This is a genomic window from Arthrobacter sp. Y3222053, from assembly GCF_059092805.1.
Genome location: NZ_JBNHIA010000004.1, coordinates 119,952 through 141,741, shown reverse-complemented (window position 1 = coordinate 141,741; position 21,790 = coordinate 119,952). Strand labels below are relative to the sequence as shown.

31 protein-coding genes are annotated in these 21,790 nt (G+C 66.0%); 30 read left to right on the top strand and 1 reads right to left on the bottom strand.

Annotated elements, in window-relative coordinates; translation table 11 throughout:
* Nucleotides 1-3 precede the first annotated feature (3 nt).
* From rplB to glmM, 29 genes are all read left to right on the top strand, one after another.
* Nucleotides 4-843: a 50S ribosomal protein L2 gene (gene rplB, locus AC5RUW_RS11990; protein ID WP_494005610.1), complete on the top strand. Its 840-nt coding sequence runs from the start codon at nt 4-6 to the stop codon at nt 841-843.
* Nucleotides 844-855: 12 nt separating this feature from the next.
* The gene (gene rpsS, locus AC5RUW_RS11985; RefSeq protein WP_494005609.1) at nt 856-1,137 is read left to right on the top strand and encodes a 30S ribosomal protein S19; all 282 of its coding nucleotides are present in this window, start codon (nt 856-858) and stop codon (nt 1,135-1,137) included.
* A gap of 38 nt (nt 1,138-1,175) precedes the next feature.
* Nucleotides 1,176-1,541 carry a 50S ribosomal protein L22 gene (gene rplV / locus AC5RUW_RS11980; protein ID WP_494005608.1) on the top strand — a complete coding sequence of 122 codons (366 nt, stop codon included), beginning with the start codon at nt 1,176-1,178 and terminating at the stop codon, nt 1,539-1,541.
* The gene (gene rpsC / locus AC5RUW_RS11975) at nt 1,542-2,354 is read left to right on the top strand and encodes a 30S ribosomal protein S3 (RefSeq protein ID WP_494005607.1); all 813 of its coding nucleotides are present in this window, start codon (nt 1,542-1,544) and stop codon (nt 2,352-2,354) included.
* Nucleotides 2,355-2,771: a 50S ribosomal protein L16 gene (gene rplP / locus AC5RUW_RS11970; RefSeq protein ID WP_494005606.1), complete on the top strand. Its 417-nt coding sequence runs from the start codon at nt 2,355-2,357 to the stop codon at nt 2,769-2,771.
* A gap of 2 nt (nt 2,772-2,773) precedes the next feature.
* On the top strand, nt 2,774-3,097 hold the full coding sequence (gene rpmC, locus AC5RUW_RS11965; protein ID WP_494005605.1) for a 50S ribosomal protein L29: 324 nt from the start codon (nt 2,774-2,776) through the stop codon (nt 3,095-3,097).
* 8 nt (nt 3,098-3,105) lie between these two features.
* The gene (gene rpsQ, locus AC5RUW_RS11960; protein ID WP_494006603.1) at nt 3,106-3,399 is read left to right on the top strand and encodes a 30S ribosomal protein S17; all 294 of its coding nucleotides are present in this window, start codon (nt 3,106-3,108) and stop codon (nt 3,397-3,399) included.
* A gap of 365 nt (nt 3,400-3,764) precedes the next feature.
* Complete coding sequence (rplN, locus tag AC5RUW_RS11955) at nt 3,765-4,133, top strand: 50S ribosomal protein L14 (RefSeq protein ID WP_055239356.1); 369 nt, start codon at nt 3,765-3,767, stop codon at nt 4,131-4,133.
* 3 nt (nt 4,134-4,136) lie between these two features.
* Nucleotides 4,137-4,499: a 50S ribosomal protein L24 gene (gene rplX / locus AC5RUW_RS11950; protein ID WP_494005604.1), complete on the top strand. Its 363-nt coding sequence runs from the start codon at nt 4,137-4,139 to the stop codon at nt 4,497-4,499.
* A complete protein-coding gene (gene rplE / locus AC5RUW_RS11945; protein ID WP_494005603.1) occupies nt 4,499-5,068 on the top strand; it encodes a 50S ribosomal protein L5 in 570 nt (189 codons plus the stop codon). Before rplX ends, rplE begins: the two co-directional genes overlap by 1 nt.
* Before the next feature lie 87 nt (nt 5,069-5,155).
* Nucleotides 5,156-5,557 carry a 30S ribosomal protein S8 gene (gene rpsH / locus AC5RUW_RS11940; RefSeq protein ID WP_494005602.1) on the top strand — a complete coding sequence of 134 codons (402 nt, stop codon included), beginning with the start codon at nt 5,156-5,158 and terminating at the stop codon, nt 5,555-5,557.
* A gap of 19 nt (nt 5,558-5,576) precedes the next feature.
* Nucleotides 5,577-6,113, top strand: coding sequence for a 50S ribosomal protein L6 (rplF, locus tag AC5RUW_RS11935; RefSeq protein ID WP_494005601.1), 537 nt, complete (start codon nt 5,577-5,579; stop codon nt 6,111-6,113).
* 2 nt (nt 6,114-6,115) lie between these two features.
* The gene (rplR, locus tag AC5RUW_RS11930) at nt 6,116-6,499 is read left to right on the top strand and encodes a 50S ribosomal protein L18 (RefSeq protein WP_494005600.1); all 384 of its coding nucleotides are present in this window, start codon (nt 6,116-6,118) and stop codon (nt 6,497-6,499) included.
* Between the two features lie 29 nt (nt 6,500-6,528).
* Nucleotides 6,529-7,206, top strand: a complete 678-nt coding sequence (rpsE, locus tag AC5RUW_RS11925) for a 30S ribosomal protein S5 (RefSeq protein WP_494005599.1) — start codon at nt 6,529-6,531, stop codon at nt 7,204-7,206.
* Nucleotides 7,206-7,418: a 50S ribosomal protein L30 gene (gene rpmD / locus AC5RUW_RS11920; protein WP_494005598.1), complete on the top strand. Its 213-nt coding sequence runs from the start codon at nt 7,206-7,208 to the stop codon at nt 7,416-7,418. The genes rpsE and rpmD overlap by 1 nt, the downstream gene beginning before the upstream one ends.
* A gap of 1 nt (nt 7,419) precedes the next feature.
* Complete coding sequence (gene rplO / locus AC5RUW_RS11915) at nt 7,420-7,884, top strand: 50S ribosomal protein L15 (RefSeq protein ID WP_494005597.1); 465 nt, start codon at nt 7,420-7,422, stop codon at nt 7,882-7,884.
* A 239-nt stretch (nt 7,885-8,123) separates the two neighbouring features.
* Nucleotides 8,124-9,434: a preprotein translocase subunit SecY gene (gene secY / locus AC5RUW_RS11910; protein ID WP_494160912.1), complete on the top strand. Its 1,311-nt coding sequence runs from the start codon at nt 8,124-8,126 to the stop codon at nt 9,432-9,434.
* Nucleotides 9,431-10,003 (top strand): adenylate kinase, encoded by a 573-nt coding sequence (locus AC5RUW_RS11905; protein WP_494160911.1) that lies wholly within the window; start codon nt 9,431-9,433, stop codon nt 10,001-10,003. The genes secY and AC5RUW_RS11905 overlap by 4 nt, the downstream gene beginning before the upstream one ends.
* A 68-nt stretch (nt 10,004-10,071) precedes the next feature.
* Complete coding sequence (map, locus tag AC5RUW_RS11900) at nt 10,072-10,893, top strand: type I methionyl aminopeptidase (RefSeq protein WP_494160910.1); 822 nt, start codon at nt 10,072-10,074, stop codon at nt 10,891-10,893.
* A 320-nt stretch (nt 10,894-11,213) separates the two neighbouring features.
* Nucleotides 11,214-11,435: a translation initiation factor IF-1 gene (gene infA, locus AC5RUW_RS11895; protein ID WP_055239372.1), complete on the top strand. Its 222-nt coding sequence runs from the start codon at nt 11,214-11,216 to the stop codon at nt 11,433-11,435.
* Nucleotides 11,436-11,461: 26 nt separating this feature from the next.
* The gene (gene rpmJ / locus AC5RUW_RS11890) at nt 11,462-11,575 is read left to right on the top strand and encodes a 50S ribosomal protein L36 (RefSeq protein WP_012397712.1); all 114 of its coding nucleotides are present in this window, start codon (nt 11,462-11,464) and stop codon (nt 11,573-11,575) included.
* Between the two features lie 189 nt (nt 11,576-11,764).
* Nucleotides 11,765-12,142, top strand: a complete 378-nt coding sequence (gene rpsM / locus AC5RUW_RS11885; RefSeq protein WP_055239373.1) for a 30S ribosomal protein S13 — start codon at nt 11,765-11,767, stop codon at nt 12,140-12,142.
* 62 nt (nt 12,143-12,204) lie between these two features.
* Nucleotides 12,205-12,606, top strand: coding sequence for a 30S ribosomal protein S11 (rpsK, locus tag AC5RUW_RS11880; protein WP_494005593.1), 402 nt, complete (start codon nt 12,205-12,207; stop codon nt 12,604-12,606).
* A gap of 200 nt (nt 12,607-12,806) precedes the next feature.
* Nucleotides 12,807-13,817: a DNA-directed RNA polymerase subunit alpha gene (locus AC5RUW_RS11875; protein WP_494005592.1), complete on the top strand. Its 1,011-nt coding sequence runs from the start codon at nt 12,807-12,809 to the stop codon at nt 13,815-13,817.
* A gap of 63 nt (nt 13,818-13,880) precedes the next feature.
* Complete coding sequence (rplQ, locus tag AC5RUW_RS11870; protein WP_494160909.1) at nt 13,881-14,519, top strand: 50S ribosomal protein L17; 639 nt, start codon at nt 13,881-13,883, stop codon at nt 14,517-14,519.
* 50 nt (nt 14,520-14,569) lie between these two features.
* The gene (locus tag AC5RUW_RS11865) at nt 14,570-15,523 is read left to right on the top strand and encodes a tRNA pseudouridine synthase A (protein WP_494160908.1); all 954 of its coding nucleotides are present in this window, start codon (nt 14,570-14,572) and stop codon (nt 15,521-15,523) included.
* A 239-nt stretch (nt 15,524-15,762) separates the two neighbouring features.
* Nucleotides 15,763-16,206 carry a 50S ribosomal protein L13 gene (gene rplM, locus AC5RUW_RS11860; protein ID WP_494005589.1) on the top strand — a complete coding sequence of 148 codons (444 nt, stop codon included), beginning with the start codon at nt 15,763-15,765 and terminating at the stop codon, nt 16,204-16,206.
* A gap of 39 nt (nt 16,207-16,245) precedes the next feature.
* Complete coding sequence (rpsI, locus tag AC5RUW_RS11855; protein WP_494005588.1) at nt 16,246-16,740, top strand: 30S ribosomal protein S9; 495 nt, start codon at nt 16,246-16,248, stop codon at nt 16,738-16,740.
* A gap of 631 nt (nt 16,741-17,371) precedes the next feature.
* Nucleotides 17,372-18,739, top strand: coding sequence for a phosphoglucosamine mutase (glmM, locus tag AC5RUW_RS11850; RefSeq protein WP_494160907.1), 1,368 nt, complete (start codon nt 17,372-17,374; stop codon nt 18,737-18,739).
* A gap of 40 nt (nt 18,740-18,779) precedes the next feature.
* On the opposite strand, the gene coaA is transcribed toward glmM, so the two are convergent.
* Nucleotides 18,780-19,769: a type I pantothenate kinase gene (gene coaA, locus AC5RUW_RS11845; protein ID WP_494160906.1), complete on the bottom strand. Its 990-nt coding sequence runs from the start codon at nt 19,767-19,769 to the stop codon at nt 18,780-18,782.
* A 129-nt stretch (nt 19,770-19,898) separates the two neighbouring features.
* Here coaA and glmS point away from each other — a divergent pair, with 129 nt between their 5' ends.
* The gene (gene glmS / locus AC5RUW_RS11840; RefSeq protein WP_494160905.1) at nt 19,899-21,788 is read left to right on the top strand and encodes a glutamine--fructose-6-phosphate transaminase (isomerizing); all 1,890 of its coding nucleotides are present in this window, start codon (nt 19,899-19,901) and stop codon (nt 21,786-21,788) included.
* The last annotated feature ends 2 nt before the right edge of the window (nt 21,789-21,790 follow it).

Sequence of the window (21,790 nt, the reverse complement as noted above, 5' to 3'; positions counted from 1 at the left end):
ATAATGGGAATCCGTAAGTACAAGCCGACTACCCCGGGCCGTCGCGGCTCGAGCGTAGCCGACTTCATTGAAATCACGCGGTCGACGCCGGAGAAGTCCCTGGTGCGTCCGCTGCCCAAGAGCGGCGGCCGGAACAACACCGGTAAGATCACGACCCGTCACAAGGGCGGTGGCCACAAGCGCCAGTACCGCGTGATCGACTTCCGCCGGCATGACAAGGACGGCGTTGCCGCCCGCGTCGCCGAGATCGAGTACGATCCGAACCGCACCGCGCGCATTGCGCTGCTGCACTACGTTGATGGCACCAAGCGTTACATCCTGGCTCCGAGCAAGCTCAAGCAGGGCGACCAGATTGAGGCCGGTGCAGGCGCCGACATCAAGCCGGGCAACAACCTGCCGCTGCGCAACATCCCGCTGGGTACCGTGATCCACGCTGTGGAGCTGCGTCCGGGCGGCGGTGCCAAGATGGCCCGCTCTGCAGGCGCCTCCGTGCAGCTGGTCGCCAAGGAAGGCCGCTTCGCGCAGCTTCGCCTGCCCTCGGGTGAAATCCGCAACGTGGACATCCGCTGCCGCGCCACCGTTGGAGAGGTCGGCAACGCCGAGCAGTCCAACATCAACTGGGGCAAGGCCGGCCGTATGCGCTGGAAGGGCGTCCGCCCGACCGTCCGTGGCGTTGCCATGAACCCGGTCGACCACCCGCACGGTGGTGGCGAAGGCAAGACCTCCGGTGGCCGTCACCCGGTCAACCCGAACGGCAAGCCCGAAGGCCGTACCCGGCGCCCCAATAAAGAGAGCGACAAGCTTATTGTGCGTCGCCGTCGTTCCGGCAAGAACAAGCGATAGGAGCCTGGGAACATGCCACGCAGCCTGAAGAAAGGCCCCTTCGTCGACCAGCACCTCTTCGTGAAGGTGCAGGCCGAAAATGAGAAGGGCACCAAGAACGTCATCAAGACGTGGTCCCGTCGCTCGATGATCGTCCCCGACATGATCGGGCACACGATTGCCGTGCATGACGGACGCAAGCACATTCCGGTGTTTGTCACCGAGTCGATGGTCGGGCACAAGCTCGGCGAGTTCGCTCTGACGCGGACCTTCCGCGGCCATGTGAAGGACGACCGCAAGGGCAAGCGCCGCTAGGCGCCGCTCTTTCGGCAGAAGACGAGAGAAGGAAAGCAATGGAAGCCAAGGCAATTGCGCGCCATATCCGCGTAACGCCTATGAAGGCCCGGCGCGTCGTCAACCTTGTTCGTGGCAAGCAGGCGAATGAGGCTCTGGCAATTCTGAAGTTTGCCCCGCAGGCAGCTTCGGAGCCGGTCTACAAGGTGGTCGCGTCGGCCATGGCCAACGCCCGGGTCCTCGCGGACCGCGACGGCGTGGCCTTCGACGAGTCCGACCTCTACATCAGCGAGGCATTCGTTGACGAGGGTCCGACCATGAAGCGGTTCCAGCCGCGTGCCCAGGGCCGCGCGTACCGCATCAACAAGCGCACCAGCCACGTCACCGTGGTTGTTGCCACCCCCCAGAACGAGGAGGAACGCTAAGTGGGACAGAAGGTAAACCCGCACGGGTTCCGACTCGGCATCACCACGGACCACGTCTCGCACTGGTTCGCCGACAGCAACAAGCCGGGCCAGCGCTACAAGGACTTCGTCCGCGAAGACGTGAAGATCCGCCAGCTCATGTCCACGGGCATGGACCGCGCCGGCATCGCCAAGGTTGAGATCGAGCGCACCCGCGACCGTGTCCGCGTGGACATCCACACGGCACGTCCGGGCATCGTCATCGGCCGCCGCGGCGCCGAGGCCGACCGCATCCGCGGCGAGCTCGAGAAGCTCACCGGCAAGCAGGTCCAGCTGAACATCCTCGAGGTCCGCAACCCGGAGATCGAGGCCCAGCTGGTCGCCCAGGGTGTTGCAGAGCAGCTTTCCTCCCGCGTGGCCTTCCGCCGCGCGATGAAGAAGGCCATCCAGTCCGCGCAGCGCGCCGGCGCCAAGGGTATCCGTATCCAGTGCTCCGGCCGTCTGGGCGGCGCCGAAATGAGCCGTTCCGAGTTCTACCGCGAAGGCCGTGTGCCCCTGCACACCCTGCGTGCGAACATCGACTACGGCTTCTTCGAGGCGAAGACCACCTTCGGCCGCATCGGCGTGAAGGTCTGGATCTACAAGGGCGACATCACGTCCAAGGAACTGGCTGCCCAGCAGGCCGCCGCCCCGTCCCGCGGCCGCACCGGCGACCGTCCGGGCCGCAGCGGCGGTGGCGAGCGTCGCCGTCGCAACGACCGCGGTGACCGTGCCGGAGCGCCTGCCGCAGAGGCTTCGGCCGCTGCGCCTGCCGCAGAAGGAGGACAGGCTTAAATGCTTATCCCACGTCGAGTCAAGTACCGCAAGCAGCACCACCCGGGTCGTTCCGGCGCTGCGACCGGCGGCACCCAGGTCAGCTTCGGTGAGTGGGGCATCCAGGCCCTGACCCCTGCCTACGTCACGAACCGGCAGATCGAAGCGGCCCGTATCGCCATGACCCGTCACATCAAGCGTGGCGGCAAGGTCTGGATCAACATCTACCCGGACCGTCCGCTGACCAAGAAGCCTGCCGAAACCCGTATGGGTTCCGGTAAGGGTTCGCCGGAGTGGTGGGTTGCAAACGTCAAGCCGGGGCGGGTTCTGTTCGAACTCTCCGGCGTCAATGAAGAGGTAGCTCGCGAGGCCCTGCGCCTGGCAATCCACAAGCTGCCGCTGAAGGCACGCATCGTGCGTCGCGAGGGTGGTGAATAGTCATGGCAGTTGGATCCAAGGATCTGGCCGTTGAGCAGCTGGATGGTTTCGATCGGGACCGTCTCGTGGAGGAACTCCGCAAGGCCAAGGAGGAACTGTTCAACCTCCGCTTCCAGTCGGCCACCGGCCAGCTGGAAAGCCACGGGCGCCTGAAGGCCGTCAAGCGCGACATCGCCCGCATCTACACGGTGCTGCGCGAGCGCGAGCTCGGCATTCGTCCCGAGGTTGCCGCCCCCGTCGAGGAGGCAGCGACCGAGAAGGCTTCGAAGAAGTCCAAGAAGAAGGCCGCCGAGTCCGAAGCTCCCGCGGAGGATGATGCCAAGTGAGCGAAAACATGAATGAGGCAGCAGTGACCACTGACGCAAACGGCGCCGATACCCGCGGGTACCGGAAGACCGCACGCGGCTACGTCGTCTCCGACAAGATGGACAAGACCATCGTCGTCGAGGTCGAGGACCGCGTGAAGCACGCGCTGTACGGCAAGGTTATCCGCCGCACCGAGAAGCGGAAGGCGCACGACGAGCAGAACTCTGCCGGCGTCGGCGACCTCGTGCTGATCGCCGAGACCCGGCCGCTGTCCGCCACCAAGCGGTGGCGCCTGGTCGAGATCATCGAGAAGGCCAAGTAACCAAGCAGTACCAGGACCGGCCGGCCCGCCGCCGGATCCGCTGCGGGGAGCCCCGCTCCCCGCAGCGGACGAAGGCGGCACCGTCCACACCGCGTCAGGGCCCCGGCCGCGAACTCATCCGTGATTTCGCTTCCGGGGCCCTTTCGCGGTACACTTGAAATCTTGTCTGTGCGGTGCGGAAGTGTGCCCAGTTTAGGGTGCCGGGCTTCCTCACCGCCGCTACGACAAAAGCCCGATAATCTTGTTCAGCCTTCCTTCCCGTGCCCGCGTGCCGGAGGGGCGCTGAGTACCAGTATTACGGGGTCCACCCATATCCGTTCCGCAAGGCTCAGCAATGAGAACCGGCGCGACGACAGGAGTAATAAGTGATTCAGCAGGAGTCGCGACTGAAGGTCGCCGACAACACGGGGGCCAAGGAAATCTTGACCATCCGCGTTCTCGGTGGTTCCGGCCGTCGCTACGCAGGCATTGGCGACACCATCGTTGCCACCGTCAAGGATGCAATCCCGGGCGGCAACGTCAAGAAGGGCGACGTGGTCAAGGCCGTCATCGTCCGCACGAAGAAGGAACGCCGCCGCCAGGACGGTTCCTACATCAAGTTCGATGAGAACGCAGCAGTGATCCTGAAGAACGACGGCGACCCCCGCGGTACCCGTATCTTCGGCCCGGTCGGCCGCGAGCTTCGTGACAAGAAGTTCATGAAGATCATTTCGCTGGCTCCGGAGGTGCTGTAGTCCATGGCAAAGATCAAGAAGGGTGACCTGGTTCAGGTCATCACCGGCGCAAAGGCTGAGCGCGGCGGCGACCGCGGCAAGCAGGGCAAGGTCCTGAAGGTCTTCCCGGAGACCAACCGCGTGCTGGTCGAAGGCATCAACCGGATCACCAAGCACACCAAGGTGGGCCAGTCCTCCCGCGGGTCCAAGACCGGCGGCATCGAGGTCATGGAAGCCCCCATCCACGTCTCCAACGTCGCGATCGTCGACCCCGAGACCAAGAAGCCGACCCGCGTCGGCTACCGCATCGAGACCCAGACCCGCGAGGACGGCACCGAGCGTACCGTCCGGATCCGCGTCTCCAAGGCCACCGGGAAGGACATCTAATGACTGAGACTGTCACCAGGACCGTTCCCCGTCTGAAGGCCCGCTACGCTGCGGAAATCAAGCAGGCGCTGCAGGACGAGTTCAACTACGCGAACGTCAACCAGGTTCCGCGCCTGGTCAAGGTTGTCGTGAACATGGGCGTCGGCGACGCCGCCAAGGACTCCAAGCTGATCGACGGCGCCGTCCGCGACCTGACCCAGATCACGGGCCAGAAGCCGCAGATCACCAAGGCCCGCAAGTCCATCGCGCAGTTCAAGCTGCGTGAAGGCATGCCGATCGGTGCGCACGCAACTCTGCGCGGCGACCGCATGTGGGAGTTCGTCGACCGCCTGGTCACCCTGGCCCTGCCCCGTATCCGCGACTTCCGCGGCCTGAACGGCAAGCAGTTCGACGGCAACGGCAACTACACGTTCGGCCTGACCGAACAGTCGATGTTCCACGAGATCGACCAGGACAAGATCGATCGCGTGCGGGGCATGGACATCACCGTGGTTACCACCGCCAAGACCGACGACGAGGGCCGCGCCCTGCTGCGCAACCTCGGCTTCCCGTTCAAATCCGAAGATTAATTACTACGTATCAGGTCTGAAGGACCACCCCCGGCACATACCGGGGCAGTCCCGCAGGAAACCGATACGAGGGAGGGCCAGAGCCCAATGACTATGACAGATCCTGTCGCAGACATGCTTACGCGTCTGCGCAATGCAAACTCGGCATACCACGATTCCGTGTCCATGCCTTACAGCAAGCTCAAGGCACGCGTTGCCGACATCCTCAAGGCCGAAGGCTACATCGCCGGCTGGAAGGAAGAAGAGGGAGAGGGCGGCTTCAAGAAGCTGACCCTGGACCTCAAGTTCGGTCCGAACCGTGAGCGCTCCATCGCAGGTGTCCGCCGCATCTCCAAGCCCGGCCTGCGCGTCTACGCCAAGTCCACCAACCTGCCGCACGTGCTGGGTGGCCTGGGCATCGCAATCCTGTCGACGTCGTCAGGTCTCCTGACCGACCGCCAGGCCGCCAAGAAGGGTGTGGGTGGGGAAGTCCTCGCCTACGTCTGGTAGCAGGGAAGGGGAAAGAAAAATGTCACGTATTGGACGTCTGCCCATCCCGGTTCCTGCCGGAGTCGATATCGCCATCAACGGCAACGTTGTGACCGTCAAGGGCGCCAAGGGCGAGCTGAGCCACACTGTGCCCAGCCCGATCACGGTTTCCCAGGAAGACGGCACGCTTACCGTTGCCCGCCCGAACGACGAGCGCGAATCCCGCTCCCTCCACGGCCTGACCCGCACCCTGATCGCCAACATGATCACCGGTGTGACCGAAGGCTTCAAGAAGGACCTGGAGATCGTCGGTACCGGTTACCGCGTGCTGGCCAAGGGTTCGGACCTCGAGTTCGCCCTGGGTTACAGCCACCCGGTCAACGTGAAGGCCCCCGAGGGCATCACCCTGACCGTCAACGGCCCCACCAAGATCACGGTGTCCGGCATCGACAAGCAGCTGGTCGGCGAGGTTTCCGCCAACATCCGCAAGCTGCGCAAGCCCGACCCGTACAAGGGCAAGGGCATCCGTTACGCCGGCGAGATTGTCCGCCGCAAGGTCGGAAAGGCTGGTAAGTAATCATGGCGATCAGCATCAACAAGAAGCGGACCAACAAGAGCAAGTCCGCAGCCCGTACCCGGCGCCAGCTGCGTATCCGCAAGCGTATTGCGGGTACCCCGGCACGTCCGCGCCTGGTCGTGAACCGTTCCGCACGCCACATCTTCGTCCAGGTTGTCGACGACACCAAGGGCGTCACCGTGGCTTCCGCCTCCACCATGGAAGCGGACCTGCGGGCCATGGAGGCCGACAAGACCGCGAAGGCCCGCCGCGTCGGCGAGCTCGTGGCCGAGCGTTCCAAGGCTGCCGGCATTGAAGCGGTCGTCTTCGACCGTGGCGGCAACCGCTACCACGGCCGCATCGCGGCTGTTGCAGACGGCGCACGTGAAGGTGGGCTGGCACTGTGACCGAGGTTAACAAGGAAAAGGAAAATCAGGTGACTGAAGCTACAGCTGCTGAGGCAACTGAGTCCAAGGACGCCGCAGCCCCCAGCACCGATGACCGCCGCGGCGGTCGCCGGGACGGCCAGCGCAACGAGCGCGGCGGCCGTGGTGACCGCGGCGGCCGTGGCGGCCGTGACGGCGGACGCGGCGATGACAAGGACAAGTTCATCGAGCGTGTCGTGACCATCAACCGCGTCGCCAAGGTCGTCAAGGGCGGTCGTCGCTTCAGCTTCACCGCCCTGGTGGTTGTCGGCGACGGCAACGGCCTGGTCGGCGTCGGCTACGGCAAGGCCAAGGAAGTTCCCTCGGCCATCGCCAAGGCCGTGGAAGAGGCCAAGAAGTCCTTCTTCCGCGTCCCGCGCATCGGCAGCACCATCCCGCACCTGGTGCAGGGTGAGGCAGCCGCCGGCGTCGTGCTCCTGCGTCCGGCTTCCCCGGGTACCGGTGTTATCGCCGGCGGTCCGGTCCGCGCCATCCTCGAGTGCGCCGGTATCCACGACGTTCTGTCCAAGTCGCTGGGTTCCTCCAACGCGATCAACATCGTGCAGGCCACGGTTGCCGCGCTGAAGGGCCTCGAAGAGCCGCAGGCCGTGGCTGCCCGCCGCGGACTGCCGCTGGACGAGGTTGCCTCGGCGGCGATGATTCGCAACATGCAGAAGGCTGGTGCCTGATGACTACTCCCAAGCGCGTTGCCGTCAGCTCGGCACAGCTGCACATCACTCAGATCAAGTCCGCCATTGGCGGCAAGCAGAACCAGCGCGACACGCTGCGTTCACTGGGCCTGAAGCACATCGGCGACTCCGTCGTCCGTACCGCGGATGCAGTGACCGTCGGCATGATCTCCACGGTTCCGCACCTCGTGAAGGTTGAGGAGGCGAAGTAACATGGCCGAACAGAACGAACAGCAGAAGACGCTGAAGGTCCACCACCTGCGCCCGGCTCCCGGCTCGCGCACGGCGAAGACCCGTGTCGGCCGTGGTGAAGGCTCCAAGGGCAAGACCGCAGGCCGCGGTACCAAGGGCACCGCAGCGCGGTACCAGGTCAAGGCCGGCTTCGCGGGCGGGCAGCTGCCGCTGCACATGCGCCTGCCGAAGCTGCGCGGCTTCAAGAACCCGTTCAAGGTGACCTACCAGGTGGTGAACCTGGACCGCATCTCGGAGCTCTTCCCCGAGGGCGGCCAGGTCACCGTCGAGGCCCTGGCCGAGAAGGGTGCGGTCCGCCGCAACCAGCCGGTCAAGGTTCTGGGCACCGGCGACATCACGGTCAAGGTTGAGGTTACGGCCAACGCCTTCTCCGCAAGCGCGGTCGAGAAGATCGCTGCCGCCGGCGGGTCCACGACCACCCTGTAGCAGCCTTGGCAGACGGCATCCGGGGCGCCCGCCGCGCACTGCGCGGCGGGAAGCCCCCGGAAGCCGGCGCCGAAGCGTCAACGCTGAACTCCCGGCAGGACCCGAACGGGCCCGGCCGGGAGTTCGGCGCGTTAAGGCACCAATCCGGCGGGCGGCCCGTTAACGCAACAGGCAGCCACACCGGTTAGACTCTCACTGTCACCAGTCCGATCGGACTATTTCTTACCTCAGGAGGACGCTTGCTCAGCGCTATTGGCCGGGCCTTCCGGACGCCAGATCTGCGACGCAAGCTGTTGTTTACGCTGGGAATCATCACCCTTTACCGGATGGGTACGTTTATCCCGGCGCCGGGCGTCGACTACGGCAATGTTCAGCAGTGCCTCGCACTCGGCGCCACCACCGGCGGCCTGTACGAGTTCGTTAACCTCTTCAGCGGCGGCGCACTGCTCCAGGTGTCGGTCTTTGCGCTGGGCATCATGCCCTACATCACCGCGAGCATCATCGTGCAGCTGCTGCGTGTGGTGATTCCCCGGTTCCAGGCCCTGCATGAGGAAGGCCAGCAGGGGCAGGCCAGGCTGACGCAGTACACCCGGTACCTGACGATCGCACTGGGCCTGCTGAACGCGACGACCGTGGTGTCGCTGGCCCGCTCGGGTGCGCTGTTCAACAACCAGTGCTCGCTGGACATCATCCCGGACGACAGCCTGATCATGGTCCTGCTGATCATCATCACGCTCACGGCAGGCACCGGCCTGATCATGTGGATGGGCGAGCTGGTCACTGAGAAGGGTGTCGGCAACGGCATCTCGCTGCTGATCTTCACCTCCATCGCCGCCTCCTTCCCGAGCTCCCTCGGTGCGATCCTGACCTCGCAGGGGTGGACCGTCTTCCTCGGCGTGCTGGCGATCGGCGTCCTCGTCGTCGCCCTGGTCATTTTCGTCGAGCAGTCCCAGCGCCGTGTTCCCGTGCAGTACGCGAAGCGCATGATCGGCCGCCGCACCGTGGGCGGTACGAACACCTACATTCCGATCAAGGTGAACATGGCCGGCGTGATCCCCGTCATCTTCGCCTCCTCGATGCTCTACCTGCCGGCGCTGGTGGCCCAGTTCAACACCCCGGCCGACGGCACTCCGCCGGAATGGGTCGTGTGGATCAACAACTACTTCGTCACCGGCGACCACCCGCTCTACATGGCGGTGTACTTCCTGCTGATTGTCTTCTTCACCTACTTCTACGTCTCCATCACCTTCAACCCGGAGGAAGTCTCGGAGAACATGAAGAAGTACGGCGGCTTCATCCCGGGCATCCGGGCCGGCCGTCCCACCGCCGAATACCTGCAGTACGTGCTGTCCCGCATTACCCTGCCCGGCGCTCTCTACCTGGGCATTGTTGCCCTCATCCCGCTGATCGCCCTGGTGCTCGTCGGAGCCAACCAGAACTTCCCGTTCGGCGGGACCTCGATCCTCATCATGGTTGGTGTGGGCCTCGAGACGGTCAAACAAATCGACGCACAGCTTCAGCAGCGTCACTACGAAGGGTTACTGCGATGACACGCCTGCTTATTATTGGACCTCCCGGCGCCGGCAAAGGCACTCAGGCCGCCAGGATCTCCGAGCGGCTCGGAGTCAGCGCGATCTCCACCGGCGACATCTTCCGGTACAACGTGAAGGAACTGACCCCGCTGGGCCTGGAGGCCAAGAAGTACATCGACGCCGGCAACTTCGTGCCGGACTCGGTCACCAACAACATGGTCCGTGACCGGCTGGCCAACGACGACGTCGTCGACGGCTTCCTGCTGGACGGATACCCGCGCACCACCGCCCAGGTGGAGGAGCTGGACCGCATCCTCGCGGAGAGCGGGCAGAAGCTCGACGCCGTCCTCCAGCTGACCGCCGACGACGAGGAGCTCGTGCAGCGTCTGCTGCGCCGGGCCGAGATCGAAGGCCGCGCCGACGACAACGAAGACGTCATCCGCCACCGGCTGGACCTGTACAAGAAGGAGACGGCGGACGTCGTCGCCCGCTACCAGGACCGCGGCATCGTCACCCAGGTGGACGGGCTCGGAGACATCGACGAGGTCACCGAGCGCATCATGGCCGCGCTCAGCGACCTCCGGTAACCGGGAGGTGCTGCGCGCTCGGCGCGCAGCACCTCAGCAAGCTCAGCTCGACAGTAAGCAGGAGAAATTTGGGCCAGCCCAAAATCCAGTACAAGACCAATGCGCAGATGCGCACCATGCGGGAGGCGGGGCTCGTGCTGAGCCGCGCGCTTGACGCCGCCTGCGCGGCAGCGGTTCCCGGTGCACGGACCCGCGACCTCGACGCAGTGTTCGCCGGCGTCCTCAAGGAGGCCGGCGCCACCTCGAACTTCCTCGGCTACCACGGCTTTCCGGCGACGATCTGCACCTCGGTCAACGAAGAGGTCGTGCACGGCATCCCGGGGGACAAGATCCTGGCGGACGGAGACATCATCTCCATTGACGGCGGCGCCGTCGTGGACGGCTGGCATGCCGATTCCGCGCGGACCGTCATTGTGGGAGAAGCGGACCCGGCGGACCGGCGCCTCTCCGACGTCACCGAAGAGGCGATGTGGCGCGGCATCGCGGCTGCGGCGAAGGGCCGCTTCGTAGGGGACATCGGCAACGCCATCGACGATTACGTCTCCGGCGTGCCGGGGGAGAAGCTGGGCATCCTCGAGGACTATGTCGGTCACGGCATCGGTTCCGAGATGCACCAGGCACCGGACGTGCTGAACTACCGCACCGGCCACCGCGGCCCGAAGCTGAAGCCCGGCATGTGCCTGGCGATCGAGCCGATGCTGGTGCGCGGCGACATCGAGACCGCGGTGCTGGAGGACGAATGGACCGTCATCACCGTGGACGGCAGCCGCTCCTGCCAGTGGGAGCACTCGGTGGCGATCCACGAGAAGGGAATCTGGGTGCTGACCGCGCCCGACGGCGGAGCGTCGCGGCTTGAACCCCTCGGCGTGACGCCGGTGCCGATCCCGTAGCGGGACGCCGCCCGTCTGCGGGCCGCAAACGGACTGACGGAAAACCCGGATCGCCATCGGCGTCCGGGTTTTCCGCGTTCCGGGGCCGGCGGTGTGACGGCAGGTTCGGGAGATGCGGACGGCGGCGGGCCGTGTCCGGACCGGCTGCCGTGCCGCTGCCGGCGGAGATTTAACTTTCCCGGGCCCTTGGAGTACAGTTATCTGTTGGTTGTCTCTACACCCGTGCCCAATTTCCACCTCGGTGGGGGCCTGGTTGGGGACCATCAAACCCGAAAACCGTCCTCCCCGCCAAACGGAGGACACAGACGTTAGCGGAGGATATGGCCAAGAAAGACGGCGTCATTGAGATTGAGGGCTCGGTCAACGAAGCCCTGCCCAACGCGATGTTCCGCGTTGAGCTGGCGAACGGGCACATTGTGCTTGCCCACATCTCGGGAAAGATGCGTCAACACTACATTCGCATCCTCCCCGGAGACCGCGTTGTAGTGGAGCTTAGCCCTTACGACCTCACCCGAGGTCGCATCGTTTACCGCTACAAGTAAATCCTGCAACCACGCAAAGGAACGCCATGAAGGTTCAGCCGAGCGTCAAGCAGATCTGCGATAAGTGCAAGGTGATCCGCCGTAACGGGCGGGTCATGGTGATCTGCGAGAACCCGCGCCACAAGCAGCGCCAGGGCTAAGAACCCGCTGATCCGGGAGCTTCGGCCCCGGTCAACGGGTCCCGTGAGGGACGCCCACGCGTAGTAATCGAATAACAGGCAGTGCAGCGTCGGTACGCGTGACGCACACCCCCGGTACGGAGGCCGGGGACCTGGCAACAGGGAATGCGCTGCTCCAGACCTCCGGAGCAACAAGAGGAGAACCGCCATATGGCACGTCTCGCCGGCGTAGACATTCCCCGCGAAAAGCGGGTAGTGATCGCGCTTACCTACATCTACGGCGTGGGCAAGACCCGTGCAGAGCAGACCCTCGCGGAAACCGGCATCAGCCCGGACACCCGCGTCAAGGATCTCACCGACGCTGAGCTCGTTCAGCTGCGTGACTACATTGAGGGCAACTTCAAGGTCGAGGGTGACCTCCGCCGTGAGGTGGCCGCCGACATCCGCCGCAAGGTGGAGATCGGCAGCTACCAGGGCATCCGCCACCGCCGCGGCATGCCCGTGCACGGCCAGCGCACGAAGACCAACGCCCGTACCCGCAAGGGTCCGAAGCGCACCGTTGCCGGTAAGAAGAAGGCCGGCCGCTAACAGCGGCTGACGCCGGGCCCTTCCGGGGCCACCCCAAAACCAAACTCTTTGTAGGAGAAGTAATGCCCCCTAAGACTCGTGGAGCGGTGCGCAAGCCGCGTCGCAAGGATAAGAAGAATGTTGCGCTGGGCCAGGCGCACATCAAGAGCACGTTCAACAACACCATTGTTTCCATCACGGACCCGTCCGGCGACGTCATCGCCTGGGCTTCCTCCGGTGAGGTTGGATTCAAGGGTTCGCGCAAGTCGACTCCGTTCGCCGCTCAGATGGCTGCCGAGACCGCTGCGAAGCGTGCACAGGAGCACGGCGTCCGCAAGGTCGACGTCTTCGTGAAGGGTCCGGGCTCCGGCCGCGAGACCGCCATCCGTTCGCTGCAGGCCACCGGCCTGGAGGTCGGGTCCATCCAGGATGTGACCCCGAGCGCGCACAACGGCTGCCGTCCCCCGAAGCGCCGCCGCGTCTAATCGGCTTTCCGGCTGACCGGTCCGGACGAACCACCCTGGTGCCGCTGCCGCCTTTGGCGGCCGCGGCACCGGTGGGTGGATCCTCCAGGAGGCCGGCGACGGGATCCAGCCGTCCAAGACGCCCGCGGGAGACCCCGTCGTCGTCGTTTCCACCAATTGTGCTGCGTCATATAGCGGACGCTCGCTGAAAGGAAATGCAAGTGCTCATTGCACAGCGCCCCACCCTCACTGAAGAAGTCGTAGCCGACAACCGGTCCCGGTTCATCATCGAACCGCTGGAGCCCGGCTTCGGCTACACCCTCGGCAACTCGCTCCGCCGCACGCTGCTGTCCTCCATTCCCGGTGCTGCGGTAACCAGCATCCGGATCGACGGCGTGCTGCATGAGTTCACCACGGTCCCCGGTGTGAAGGAGGATGTCACTGAGATCATCCTGAACATCAAGAACCTGTCGGTGTCCTCCGAGCACGACGAGCCCGTGGTCGCCTACCTGCGCAAGCAGGGCCCCGGCGTCGTCACCGCTGCGGACATCGCTCCGCCGGCCGGTGTCGAATTCCACAACCCGGATCTGCACATCGCCACCCTGAACTCGAAGGGCAAGTTCGAGCTCGAACTGACCATCGAGCGCGGGCGCGGCTACGTTTCCGCGGCCCAGAACAAGTCCGGCGACCAGGAGATCGGCCGCATCCCGGTCGACTCCATCTACTCGCCGGTGCTGAAGGTGACCTTCCGCGTGGAGGCCACCCGTGTTGAGCAGCGCACCGACTTCGACCGCCTGATCGTCGATGTCGAAACCAAGGATGCCATTGCCCCGCGCGACGCCGTCGCGTCCGCAGGCACCACCCTGGTTGAACTGTTCGGCCTGGCCCGCGAACTGAACACCGCAGCCGAGGGCATCGAGATCGGCCCCAGCCCCACCGACGCCGCGCTTGCGGCCGACATGGCGCTGCCGATCGAGGACCTCGAGCTGACCGTGCGTTCCTACAACTGCCTCAAGCGTGAGGGCATCCACACCGTGGGTGAACTCGTCGCCCGCTCCGAGGCTGACCTGATGGACATCCGCAACTTCGGCGCGAAGTCCATCGACGAGGTGAAGGCGAAGCTGGTTGAACTGGGCCTGTCCCTGAAGGATTCCCCTCCCGGGTTCGACCTGGCAGCCCGTGCCGCAGCCATTGACGAGGACGAGACCGAGTTCTCGGACGACGAGCTCTAACTAGCAAATTTCTGCCGTCCGGCTTTCTCCAGAGCCGTCGGCACCGTTTGAGGAGAAAATGTAATGCCTACACCCACCAAGGGTAAGCGCCTCGGAGGCAGCCCGGCCCACCAGCGCCTGATGCTGGCGAACCTGGCTTCGCAGCTGTTCGAGCACAAGCGGATCACCACCACGGTGACCAAGGCCAAGCGCCTGAGCCCGTACGCCGAGCGCCTGATCACCTTCGCCAAGCGCGGAGACCTGGCTGCCCGCCGCCGCGTGCTGACCATGATCACCGACAAGGGGATCGTGCACGAGCTGTTCACCGAGATCGCTCCGGCCGTCGCCAACCGCGAGGGCGGCTACACCCGCATCACCAAGATCGGCAACCGCCAGGGCGACAACGCGCCCATGGCCGTGATCGAACTGGTGCTGGAGCCGGTTTCCGCCAAGCAGGCCGTGGTTGCCGAGGCATCGGCCGCCGCTGCCGCCGCCGCTCCGGCCGCCGAGTCGGCCGAGTCCGCTGATTCCCCCGAGTCCGCTGACTCGCCGGAGTCCGCAGACAGCGCCGATTCGGCTGAGTCTGCTGACGAGGCGCCGGAGACCGCTCAGGCCGACGTCGAGGCCAAGCAGGCCGCGCAGGAGTCCGCTGCTGCTGCTGCAACCGAGGCTGCAGTCAACAACGCGCCCAACGCGCAGCCGGACCCCCGTCAGTCCTACTGACCTCTGCTGCTGCGCTCCCGCCCCCGGCGGAACCGCGTAGCATGGTAGTCATGACGATCGAAGGACCCGCCGCTCCCCATGGGGACGGCGGGTCTCTTCGTATCCGGCTTGACCTGGCCTACGACGGCGCCGCGTTCTCGGGGTGGGCCGCGCAGCCGGGCCTGAGGACCGTCCAGGGCACCCTTGAGGACTCGCTTGCCGTACTGCTCCGCCGGCCCGTGCGCCTCACGGTCGCCGGGCGTACGGATGCCGGTGTCCACGCCCGCGGGCAGGTGGCGCACCTGGACCTGGCACCTGACGAGTGGGAAGGCCTGACGCGGGGGCACGAGCTCGACCCCGAACACGCAATGCTGCGCCGGCTGCGCGGGGTGCTGAACCGGGAGCTCACCATGCCGCTGCGGGAGTCCGGCATGCCCCGGCGGATGGCCGAAGCCATGGCCGGAGCGATCCATGTGTTCTCCGCCCGTCCGGCCCCGGCCGGATTCGACGCCCGTTTTTCCGCCCTGTGGCGGCGCTACAGCTACCGGATTGCCGACCGGCTGCAGGACCAGGACCCGCTGACACGCGGCATCACCCTCTGGCACCGCAGCAAACTGGACGTGGACCGCATGAACGAAGGCGCCGCCGCCGTGCTGGGCGTCCACGACTTCCTGTCCTTCTGCAAGCCGCGCCTCGGCGCCACCACCATCCGCGAGCTGCAGGCCTTCGGCTTCGCCCGCGGAGCCGACGGGGTGATCACTGCGTCGCTGCGCGCAGACGCCTTCTGCCACAGCATGGTCCGCTCCCTGATCGGCGCAGCGCTCAGGGTCGGATCGGGGGAGCGGGCCCCGACATGGCTGGCCGAGAGGCTCTTTGCCCAGGTCCGCGACTCGAAGTCGCTGCTGGCCCCGCCCCACCCGCTGGTGCTGGAAGAGGTGCGGTACCCCGACGACGACGGCCTGCGGGCCCGTGCCGACCGCACCCGTGCGCTGCGCGACAGCGCGGCGCTGTCCGGGCCCTTTTGACCTGACCGGGCCGAGCGGCTATCGTTTATAGTCGTTGTGCGTGTCCTACCTCGATAGGTCTATGCCCACGGGAGCGGCTTAAGTTGCAGAGCCACCTGGCCCCGGGGAATAGTCGAGAAACTTTGGACCACTGGTACGAGCAGTCCTCACCTGACACTCCGGTAGCGCATAGATGAAGCTGCGAAGCACATGGCTTGCCATGTGCAGCCACCTAAGAAGAAGAAACGAAGGCAAAAAACGTGCGTACGTACACCCCGAAGCCCGGCGACATCAACCGCCAGTGGCACGTCATTGACGCCACCGACGTTGTCCTGGGTCGTCTTGCCAGCCAGACCGCAACACTGCTGCGCGGAAAGCACAAGCCGACCTTTGCTCCCCACATGGACATGGGCGATTTCGTCATCATCATCAACGCAGAGAAGGTCGCCCTGACCGGCGCCAAGCTCGAGCAGAAGCGCGCTTACCGCCACTCCGGTTTCCCGGGCGGTCTCTCCTCCGTCAACTATGCCGAGCTGCTCGCGAAGAACCCGGTTCGCGCCGTCGAGAAGGCGATCCGCGGCATGCTCCCCAAGAACTCCCTGGCTGCCCAGCAGATGGGCAAGCTGAAGGTCTACGCAGGTGCCGAGCACCCGCACGCTGCCCAGCAGCCGAAGACCTTCGAAATCACCCAGGTCGCTCAGTAGTTCCGGCCCGTTAGCTAAGAAAAGAATTCAAGGAGAATCGTGGCTCAGAACGAAGAGCTCAATGAAAGCACCGAGGAGCTCACCAGCTACACCTCGGAAACCCCGGCGGAGTCCACTGTGGCTGTCGCCGAGCGTCCCGCGCTGACCGTTGCCGGTTCCGCCGTTGGTCGCCGTAAGGAAGCCATCGCCCGCGTGCGCGTTGTCCCCGGCTCCGGCCAGTGGAACATCAACGGCCGCGAGCTGTCGGACTACTTCCCGAACAAGCTGCACCAGCAGGAAGTCGCCGAGCCCTTCAAGGTCCTGGAGCTTGAAGGCGCCTACGACGTCATCGCCCGCATCCACGGCGGCGGCCCCTCCGGCCAGGCCGGTGCGCTGCGCCTGGGCATTGCCCGCTCGCTGAACGAGATCGACCGCGAGAACAACCGCCCGACCCTGAAGAAGGCCGGCTTCCTGACTCGTGACGCCCGCGTCATCGAGCGCAAGAAGGCAGGCCTCAAGAAGGCCCGCAAGGCTCCGCAGTACTCCAAGCGCTAAAAAGCGCCTTCCCAAGATGCATTCGCTGGGGCGAATGCATCTTGGGGCCCGCGGCGCTTTTTGGCGCTTGGCTCCACAAGCGCTGATTCAGCGCTTGGGTCCACAAGCGCCCTTCGGCGCCTGGGTCCACAAGCGCCCTTCGGCGCCGCACAGCAACAGCCCCCGCTGCAGAGCGGGGGCTGTTGCTGTTTAAGGCGCCGTCCGGCAGACCGAGGGCCCGGGTAGGCGCCGCACGGCGGCGTCTCCCTCCGCTTCGGTGTGGCTCCCTCCGCTTTGTCCGTAGCCTCCGCTTCAGGCCGGAGGGATTGAACGAAGCGGAGGGAAAGAGCGCAAACCGGAGGGCTGACCCAAAAGTGGAGGGTGGCTCCGGTCGAAATGGGTGCGCTGAGCAGTCGCCGGGGCCCCCTGCATGGGATCAATGGTCAGAGCCGGACGCGCCGTACACCGGCGTCGGGTTAGGGAGGCCCAGTGCGCCGGATACCCTGCACAGGAGGGAAATCACCTGCCCTGCGGGCCCGCTGCGGGCCTTCGATTTCACGATCGGGGGTATACCGGTGGCAGAATAGCCCGGTAAGCCTGCCGCCTGCGGCCCCTCATTGAGGTGAAAAAGCGTGTCTTAGGATTGTGTGCGATGAGCAGATTGTTTGGAACAGACGGCGTGCGGGGCCTCGCGAACGGCCTGATTACCGCGGAGGTCGCGCTCAGCCTGGCCCAGGCCGCCGCCGTCGTCCTCGGCCACCGCCGCTCCGACGGCCGCCGCCCCACCGCCGTCGTCGCACGCGATCCGCGCATCAGCGGAGACTTCATCTCCGCAGCGGTGGAAGCCGGCCTCGCCAGCTCGGGCGTCGACGTCCACGACGCCGGCGTGCTGCCCACCCCCGCGGCCGCCTTCCTGGTGGCGGACCTCGGCGCCGACTTCGGCGTCATGATCTCCGCCAGCCACAACGCCGCCCCGGACAACGGCATCAAGTTCCTGGCCCGCGGCGGACAGAAGCTCGACGACGCCCTCGAGGATGAGATCGAGCTGGAGATGAGCCAGCCGTCGCTGCGTCCCACGGGCGCCGAGGTAGGCCGGATCAACCGGTTCGCGGACGCCGAAGACCGCTACGTGCTCCACCTGCTGCAGACCCTGCCGAACCGGCTCGACGGCCTCAAGGTGGTCCTGGACTGCGCGCACGGCGCCGCCAGCGGCTGCTCACCGCAGGTCTTCGCCGACGCCGGCGCCCAGGTCGTGGTGATCGGCGCCGATCCGGACGGCATCAACATCAACGACGGGTACGGCTCCACGCACCTGGGCCCGCTCCAGGCCGCCGTGGTGGAACACGGAGCGGACCTGGGCATCGCCCACGACGGCGACGCCGACCGCTGCCTGGCCGTCGACCATGAGGGCAACATGGTGGACGGCGACCAGATCATGGCCATCATGGCCACCGCCTTCAAGGCCGCCGGAAAGCTGAAGGACGACGCCCTCGTCGCCACCGTGATGAGCAACCTGGGCCTCAAGCTCGCCCTGCGCGAAGCCGGCATCTCCCTGCGCGAAACCGCCGTCGGAGACCGGTACGTGCTCGAGGCGATGCGCGAAGGCGGGTACAGCCTCGGCGGCGAGCAGTCCGGCCACGTCATCTTCTCGGAGTACGCCACCACGGGCGACGGCGTCCTGACCGGCCTCCAGCTGGCGGCCCAGGTCGCCCGCACCGGCCGGCCGCTGAAGCAGCTGGCCACCGTGATGAACAAGCTGCCGCAGGTCCTCATCAACGTGCGCGGCGTCGACAAGGCCGGCGTCAGCACCAATGAAGCGGTCAGCCGGGCAGTGGAAGCCGCGCAGGCGCAGCTGGGGGAGACCGGGCGCGTCCTGCTCCGTCCCTCCGGAACCGAGCCGGTGGTCCGCGTCATGGTAGAGGCCGCGGACATGGACACGGCTTCGGCCGTCGCAGGCCGGTTGGCCGAGACCGTGGAGACCCACCTGTCGCTGAAGCCCACTGAGGGTGCCGCGGTCTAAGCCGAACCCCTTCCGCTCCGCAGGCGTACCGGCCGGCAGCCTACGTCTTGCGCAGGAGCATCCTGGTCACCGAATGATTGGCGTCCTTGGATAGGACCAGCTGCGCCCGGCCCCGGGTGGGCAGCACATTGGTGACCAGGTTCGGCTCGTTGATCCGCTTCCAGATCCCCAGGGCCGTTTCGCGCGCTTCCTCGTCGCTCAGATCGGCGTAGCGGTGGAAGTAGGACGCCGGATCGGCGAAGGCCCCGCTGCGCAGCTTCTGGAACCTGCGCACGTACCATTCCTCGATGTAGGTGGTGCGGGCGTCCACGTAGATCGAGAAGTCGAAGAAGTCGCTCAGGGCGAGACCGGCCCGCCCATCGGCGCGGACCCGGGCCGGGGCCAGCACGTTCAGCCCCTCCACAATGAGGACGTCGGGGCGGCGCACGACGATCTCCTCGCCGGGAACGATGTCGTAGGTCAGGTGCGAGTACTTGGGGGCACGGACCTCGTCGGCCCCGCTCTTGACCGCACTCACGAAGCGCAGCAGCGCCCGGCGGTCGTAGGACTCCGGAAAGCCCTTGCGCTGCATCAGGCCACGGCGCTCCAGCTCGGCGTTGGGGTAGAGGAAGCCGTCGGTGGTGACCAGTTCGACGTTGGGGGTCTCCGGCCAGCGGCGTAGCATCTCCCGCAGCACGCGCGCCGTCGTCGATTTTCCAACAGCCACCGAGCCGGCGACGCCGATCACGAACGGCGTGCGGCTGGTTTTTTCGCCCAGGAAGGTGGTGGTGGCGTTGTGCAGCTCGCCGGCCGCCGCGACGTAAAGGTTCAGCAGGCGGGAGAGGGGAAGGTAGACCTCGCGGATCTCCTCGAGGCTGAGCTCGTCGCCGATGCCGCGCAGCCGGACAATGTCCTCCTGGTTCAGCGGGGACTTGATCTCGTTCGCGAGGCGCGCCCAGGTGCTCCTGTCGAGCTCGACAAAGGGTGTGAAGTTGCCCTCAGACCCGTTGGACGGCAGCGGCCGGGGCAATGGTTCACTCACCCTGTGCATTCTGCCCTGCCGGGCCCGTCAATCCCAAACACGCGTCAAACATATCCGGAGCACGGGAAATGCCGCGGCTGTGACCGTGCGGGCCTGCCGTGCACGGGGGCGGGCGCGGCTGCCGGTACGCTTAGGGCTATGTGTGGAATTGTTGGATATACCGGCCGCCCCGGCGCGGCAGCGGAGCTGCGCGAAGCCGGCTCCCACAGTGCCCTCGACGTCGTCATGGAGGGCCTGCGGCGGCTTGAATACCGCGGCTATGACTCCGCCGGCGTCGCCGTCCTGACCGAAGACGGCGTCCAGAGCCGCAAGAAGTCCGGCAAGCTGGCGAACCTGGCGGCGGTCCTGGAAGCGGACCCGCTGCCCGTCGCGGCCACCGGCATCGGGCACACCCGCTGGGCCACCCACGGCGGCCCGACCGACGAGAACGCCCACCCGCACCTGGCCGACGGCGGACGCCTGGCCGTGATCCACAACGGCATCATCGAGAACTTCGCCGAGATCAAGGCGGAGCTGCTGCAGGCGGGCGCGGAGTTCCTGAGCGAAACCGACACCGAAGTTGCAGCCGTGCTGCTCGGCACCCTCTTCCGCGGCGAGGCCGGGGGAGACCTGCGCCGGGCCATGCAGCTGGCGTGCCAGCGCCTTGAGGGTGCCTTCACCCTCCTCGCCGTCCACGCCGACGCCCCGGACATGGTCGTCGCCGCCCGCCGGAACTCGCCGCTCGTCGTCGGGCTCGGCGAGAACGAGAACTTCCTCGGCTCCGATGTTTCCGGCTTCATCGACTTCACCCGGCGCGCCGTCGAGCTCGGCCAGGACCAGATCGTCACCATCACCCCCGAGACGATGGAGATCACCGACTTCTTTGGCGGGCCCGCCGAAGGCACCGAGTTCGAGGTGAACTGGGATGCCAAGGCTGCGGAAAAGGGCGGCTACGGCTCCTTCATGGAGAAGGAGATCAACGACCAGCCGCAGGCCGTGGGCGACACCCTGCTCGGCCGTTCCGACTCCGAGGGACGCCTCACGCTCGATGAGCTGCGCGTCGATCCCGAGGCGTTGAAGTCGATCAACAAGATCATGGTCCTCGCCTGCGGCACTTCCGCGTACGCCGGCCAGGTCGCCAAGTACACCATCGAGCACTGGTGCAGGATTCCGGTCGAGGTCGAGCTCAGCCACGAGTTCCGTTACCGCGATCCGATCGTCGACGCCAACACGCTGATCGTGGCCATCAGCCAGTCCGGCGAAACGATGGACACCCTGATGGCGGTCCGCTACGCCAAGGAGCAGGGCGCGAAGGTCCTGGCCATCTGCAACACGCACGGCTCCACCATTCCGCGCGAATCCGATGCGGTGCTCTACACCCACGCCGGCCCGGAAATCGCCGTGGCCTCCACCAAGGCGTTCCTGGCGCAGATCACCGCCGCCTATCTGCTCGGCCTGTACCTGGCCCAGCTGCGCGGCAACAAGTTCCAGGGCGAAATTAAGGACATCCTGGCCGACCTCGCCGCGATTCCCGGCAAGATCCAGCAGGTCCTCGACGGCTCCGGCCAGGTCCGCGAACTCGCCGAAATGATGGCCGACACGCGCTCGGTGCTGTTCCTAGGCCGCCACGTCGGTTTCCCGATCGCTATGGAGGGTGCGCTGAAGCTCAAGGAGCTGGCGTACATCCACGCCGAGGGCTTTGCCGCCGGCGAGCTGAAGCACGGCCCGATCGCCCTGATCGAGGAGGGCCAGCCGGTGTTCGTGGTGGTTCCGTCCCCGCGCGGCCGGAACTCGCTGCACGCCAAGGTGGTCTCCAACATCCAGGAGATCCGTGCCCGCGGCGCCCGCACCATTGTGATCGCCGAAGAGGGCGACGACGCCGTCAAGGACTACGCGGAGCACGTGTTCTACGTGCCGGAGGCCGCGCCGCTGCTCGCGCCGCTGCTGACCGTCGTCCCGCTGCAGATCTTCGCCTGTGCCCTCGCCACGGCGAAGGGCTACGACGTCGACCAGCCGCGCAACCTGGCCAAGTCCGTCACCGTCGAGTAGCC

Excerpts from the sequence above, each read along its gene's own strand:
- rplF (WP_494005601.1), top strand. The coding sequence starts at position 5,577 with ATGTCACGTATTGGACGTCTGCCCATCCCGGTTCCTGCCGGAGTCGAT.
- coaA (WP_494160906.1), bottom strand. The coding sequence starts at position 19,769 with ATGCACAGGGTGAGTGAACCATTGCCCCGGCCGCTGCCGTCCAACGGG.
- rpmJ (WP_012397712.1), top strand. The coding sequence starts at position 11,462 with ATGAAGGTTCAGCCGAGCGTCAAGCAGATCTGCGATAAGTGCAAGGTG.
- rpsQ (WP_494006603.1), top strand. The coding sequence starts at position 3,106 with ATGAATGAGGCAGCAGTGACCACTGACGCAAACGGCGCCGATACCCGC.
- rplE (WP_494005603.1), top strand. The coding sequence starts at position 4,499 with ATGACTGAGACTGTCACCAGGACCGTTCCCCGTCTGAAGGCCCGCTAC.
- rpsK (WP_494005593.1), top strand. The coding sequence starts at position 12,205 with ATGCCCCCTAAGACTCGTGGAGCGGTGCGCAAGCCGCGTCGCAAGGAT.
- rpmD (WP_494005598.1), top strand. The coding sequence starts at position 7,206 with ATGACTACTCCCAAGCGCGTTGCCGTCAGCTCGGCACAGCTGCACATC.
- rplO (WP_494005597.1), top strand. The coding sequence starts at position 7,420 with ATGGCCGAACAGAACGAACAGCAGAAGACGCTGAAGGTCCACCACCTG.
- rplB (WP_494005610.1), top strand. The coding sequence starts at position 4 with ATGGGAATCCGTAAGTACAAGCCGACTACCCCGGGCCGTCGCGGCTCG.
- AC5RUW_RS11905 (WP_494160911.1), top strand. The coding sequence starts at position 9,431 with ATGACACGCCTGCTTATTATTGGACCTCCCGGCGCCGGCAAAGGCACT.
- AC5RUW_RS11865 (WP_494160908.1), top strand. The coding sequence starts at position 14,570 with ATGACGATCGAAGGACCCGCCGCTCCCCATGGGGACGGCGGGTCTCTT.
- rplV (WP_494005608.1), top strand. The coding sequence starts at position 1,176 with ATGGAAGCCAAGGCAATTGCGCGCCATATCCGCGTAACGCCTATGAAG.
- rplP (WP_494005606.1), top strand. The coding sequence starts at position 2,355 with ATGCTTATCCCACGTCGAGTCAAGTACCGCAAGCAGCACCACCCGGGT.
- rplX (WP_494005604.1), top strand. The coding sequence starts at position 4,137 with ATGGCAAAGATCAAGAAGGGTGACCTGGTTCAGGTCATCACCGGCGCA.
- glmM (WP_494160907.1), top strand. The coding sequence starts at position 17,372 with ATGAGCAGATTGTTTGGAACAGACGGCGTGCGGGGCCTCGCGAACGGC.
- glmS (WP_494160905.1), top strand. The coding sequence starts at position 19,899 with ATGTGTGGAATTGTTGGATATACCGGCCGCCCCGGCGCGGCAGCGGAG.
- rpmC (WP_494005605.1), top strand. The coding sequence starts at position 2,774 with ATGGCAGTTGGATCCAAGGATCTGGCCGTTGAGCAGCTGGATGGTTTC.
- rplR (WP_494005600.1), top strand. The coding sequence starts at position 6,116 with ATGGCGATCAGCATCAACAAGAAGCGGACCAACAAGAGCAAGTCCGCA.
- infA (WP_055239372.1), top strand. The coding sequence starts at position 11,214 with ATGGCCAAGAAAGACGGCGTCATTGAGATTGAGGGCTCGGTCAACGAA.
- rpsS (WP_494005609.1), top strand. The coding sequence starts at position 856 with ATGCCACGCAGCCTGAAGAAAGGCCCCTTCGTCGACCAGCACCTCTTC.
- rpsH (WP_494005602.1), top strand. The coding sequence starts at position 5,156 with ATGACTATGACAGATCCTGTCGCAGACATGCTTACGCGTCTGCGCAAT.
- rplQ (WP_494160909.1), top strand. The coding sequence starts at position 13,881 with ATGCCTACACCCACCAAGGGTAAGCGCCTCGGAGGCAGCCCGGCCCAC.
- rpsM (WP_055239373.1), top strand. The coding sequence starts at position 11,765 with ATGGCACGTCTCGCCGGCGTAGACATTCCCCGCGAAAAGCGGGTAGTG.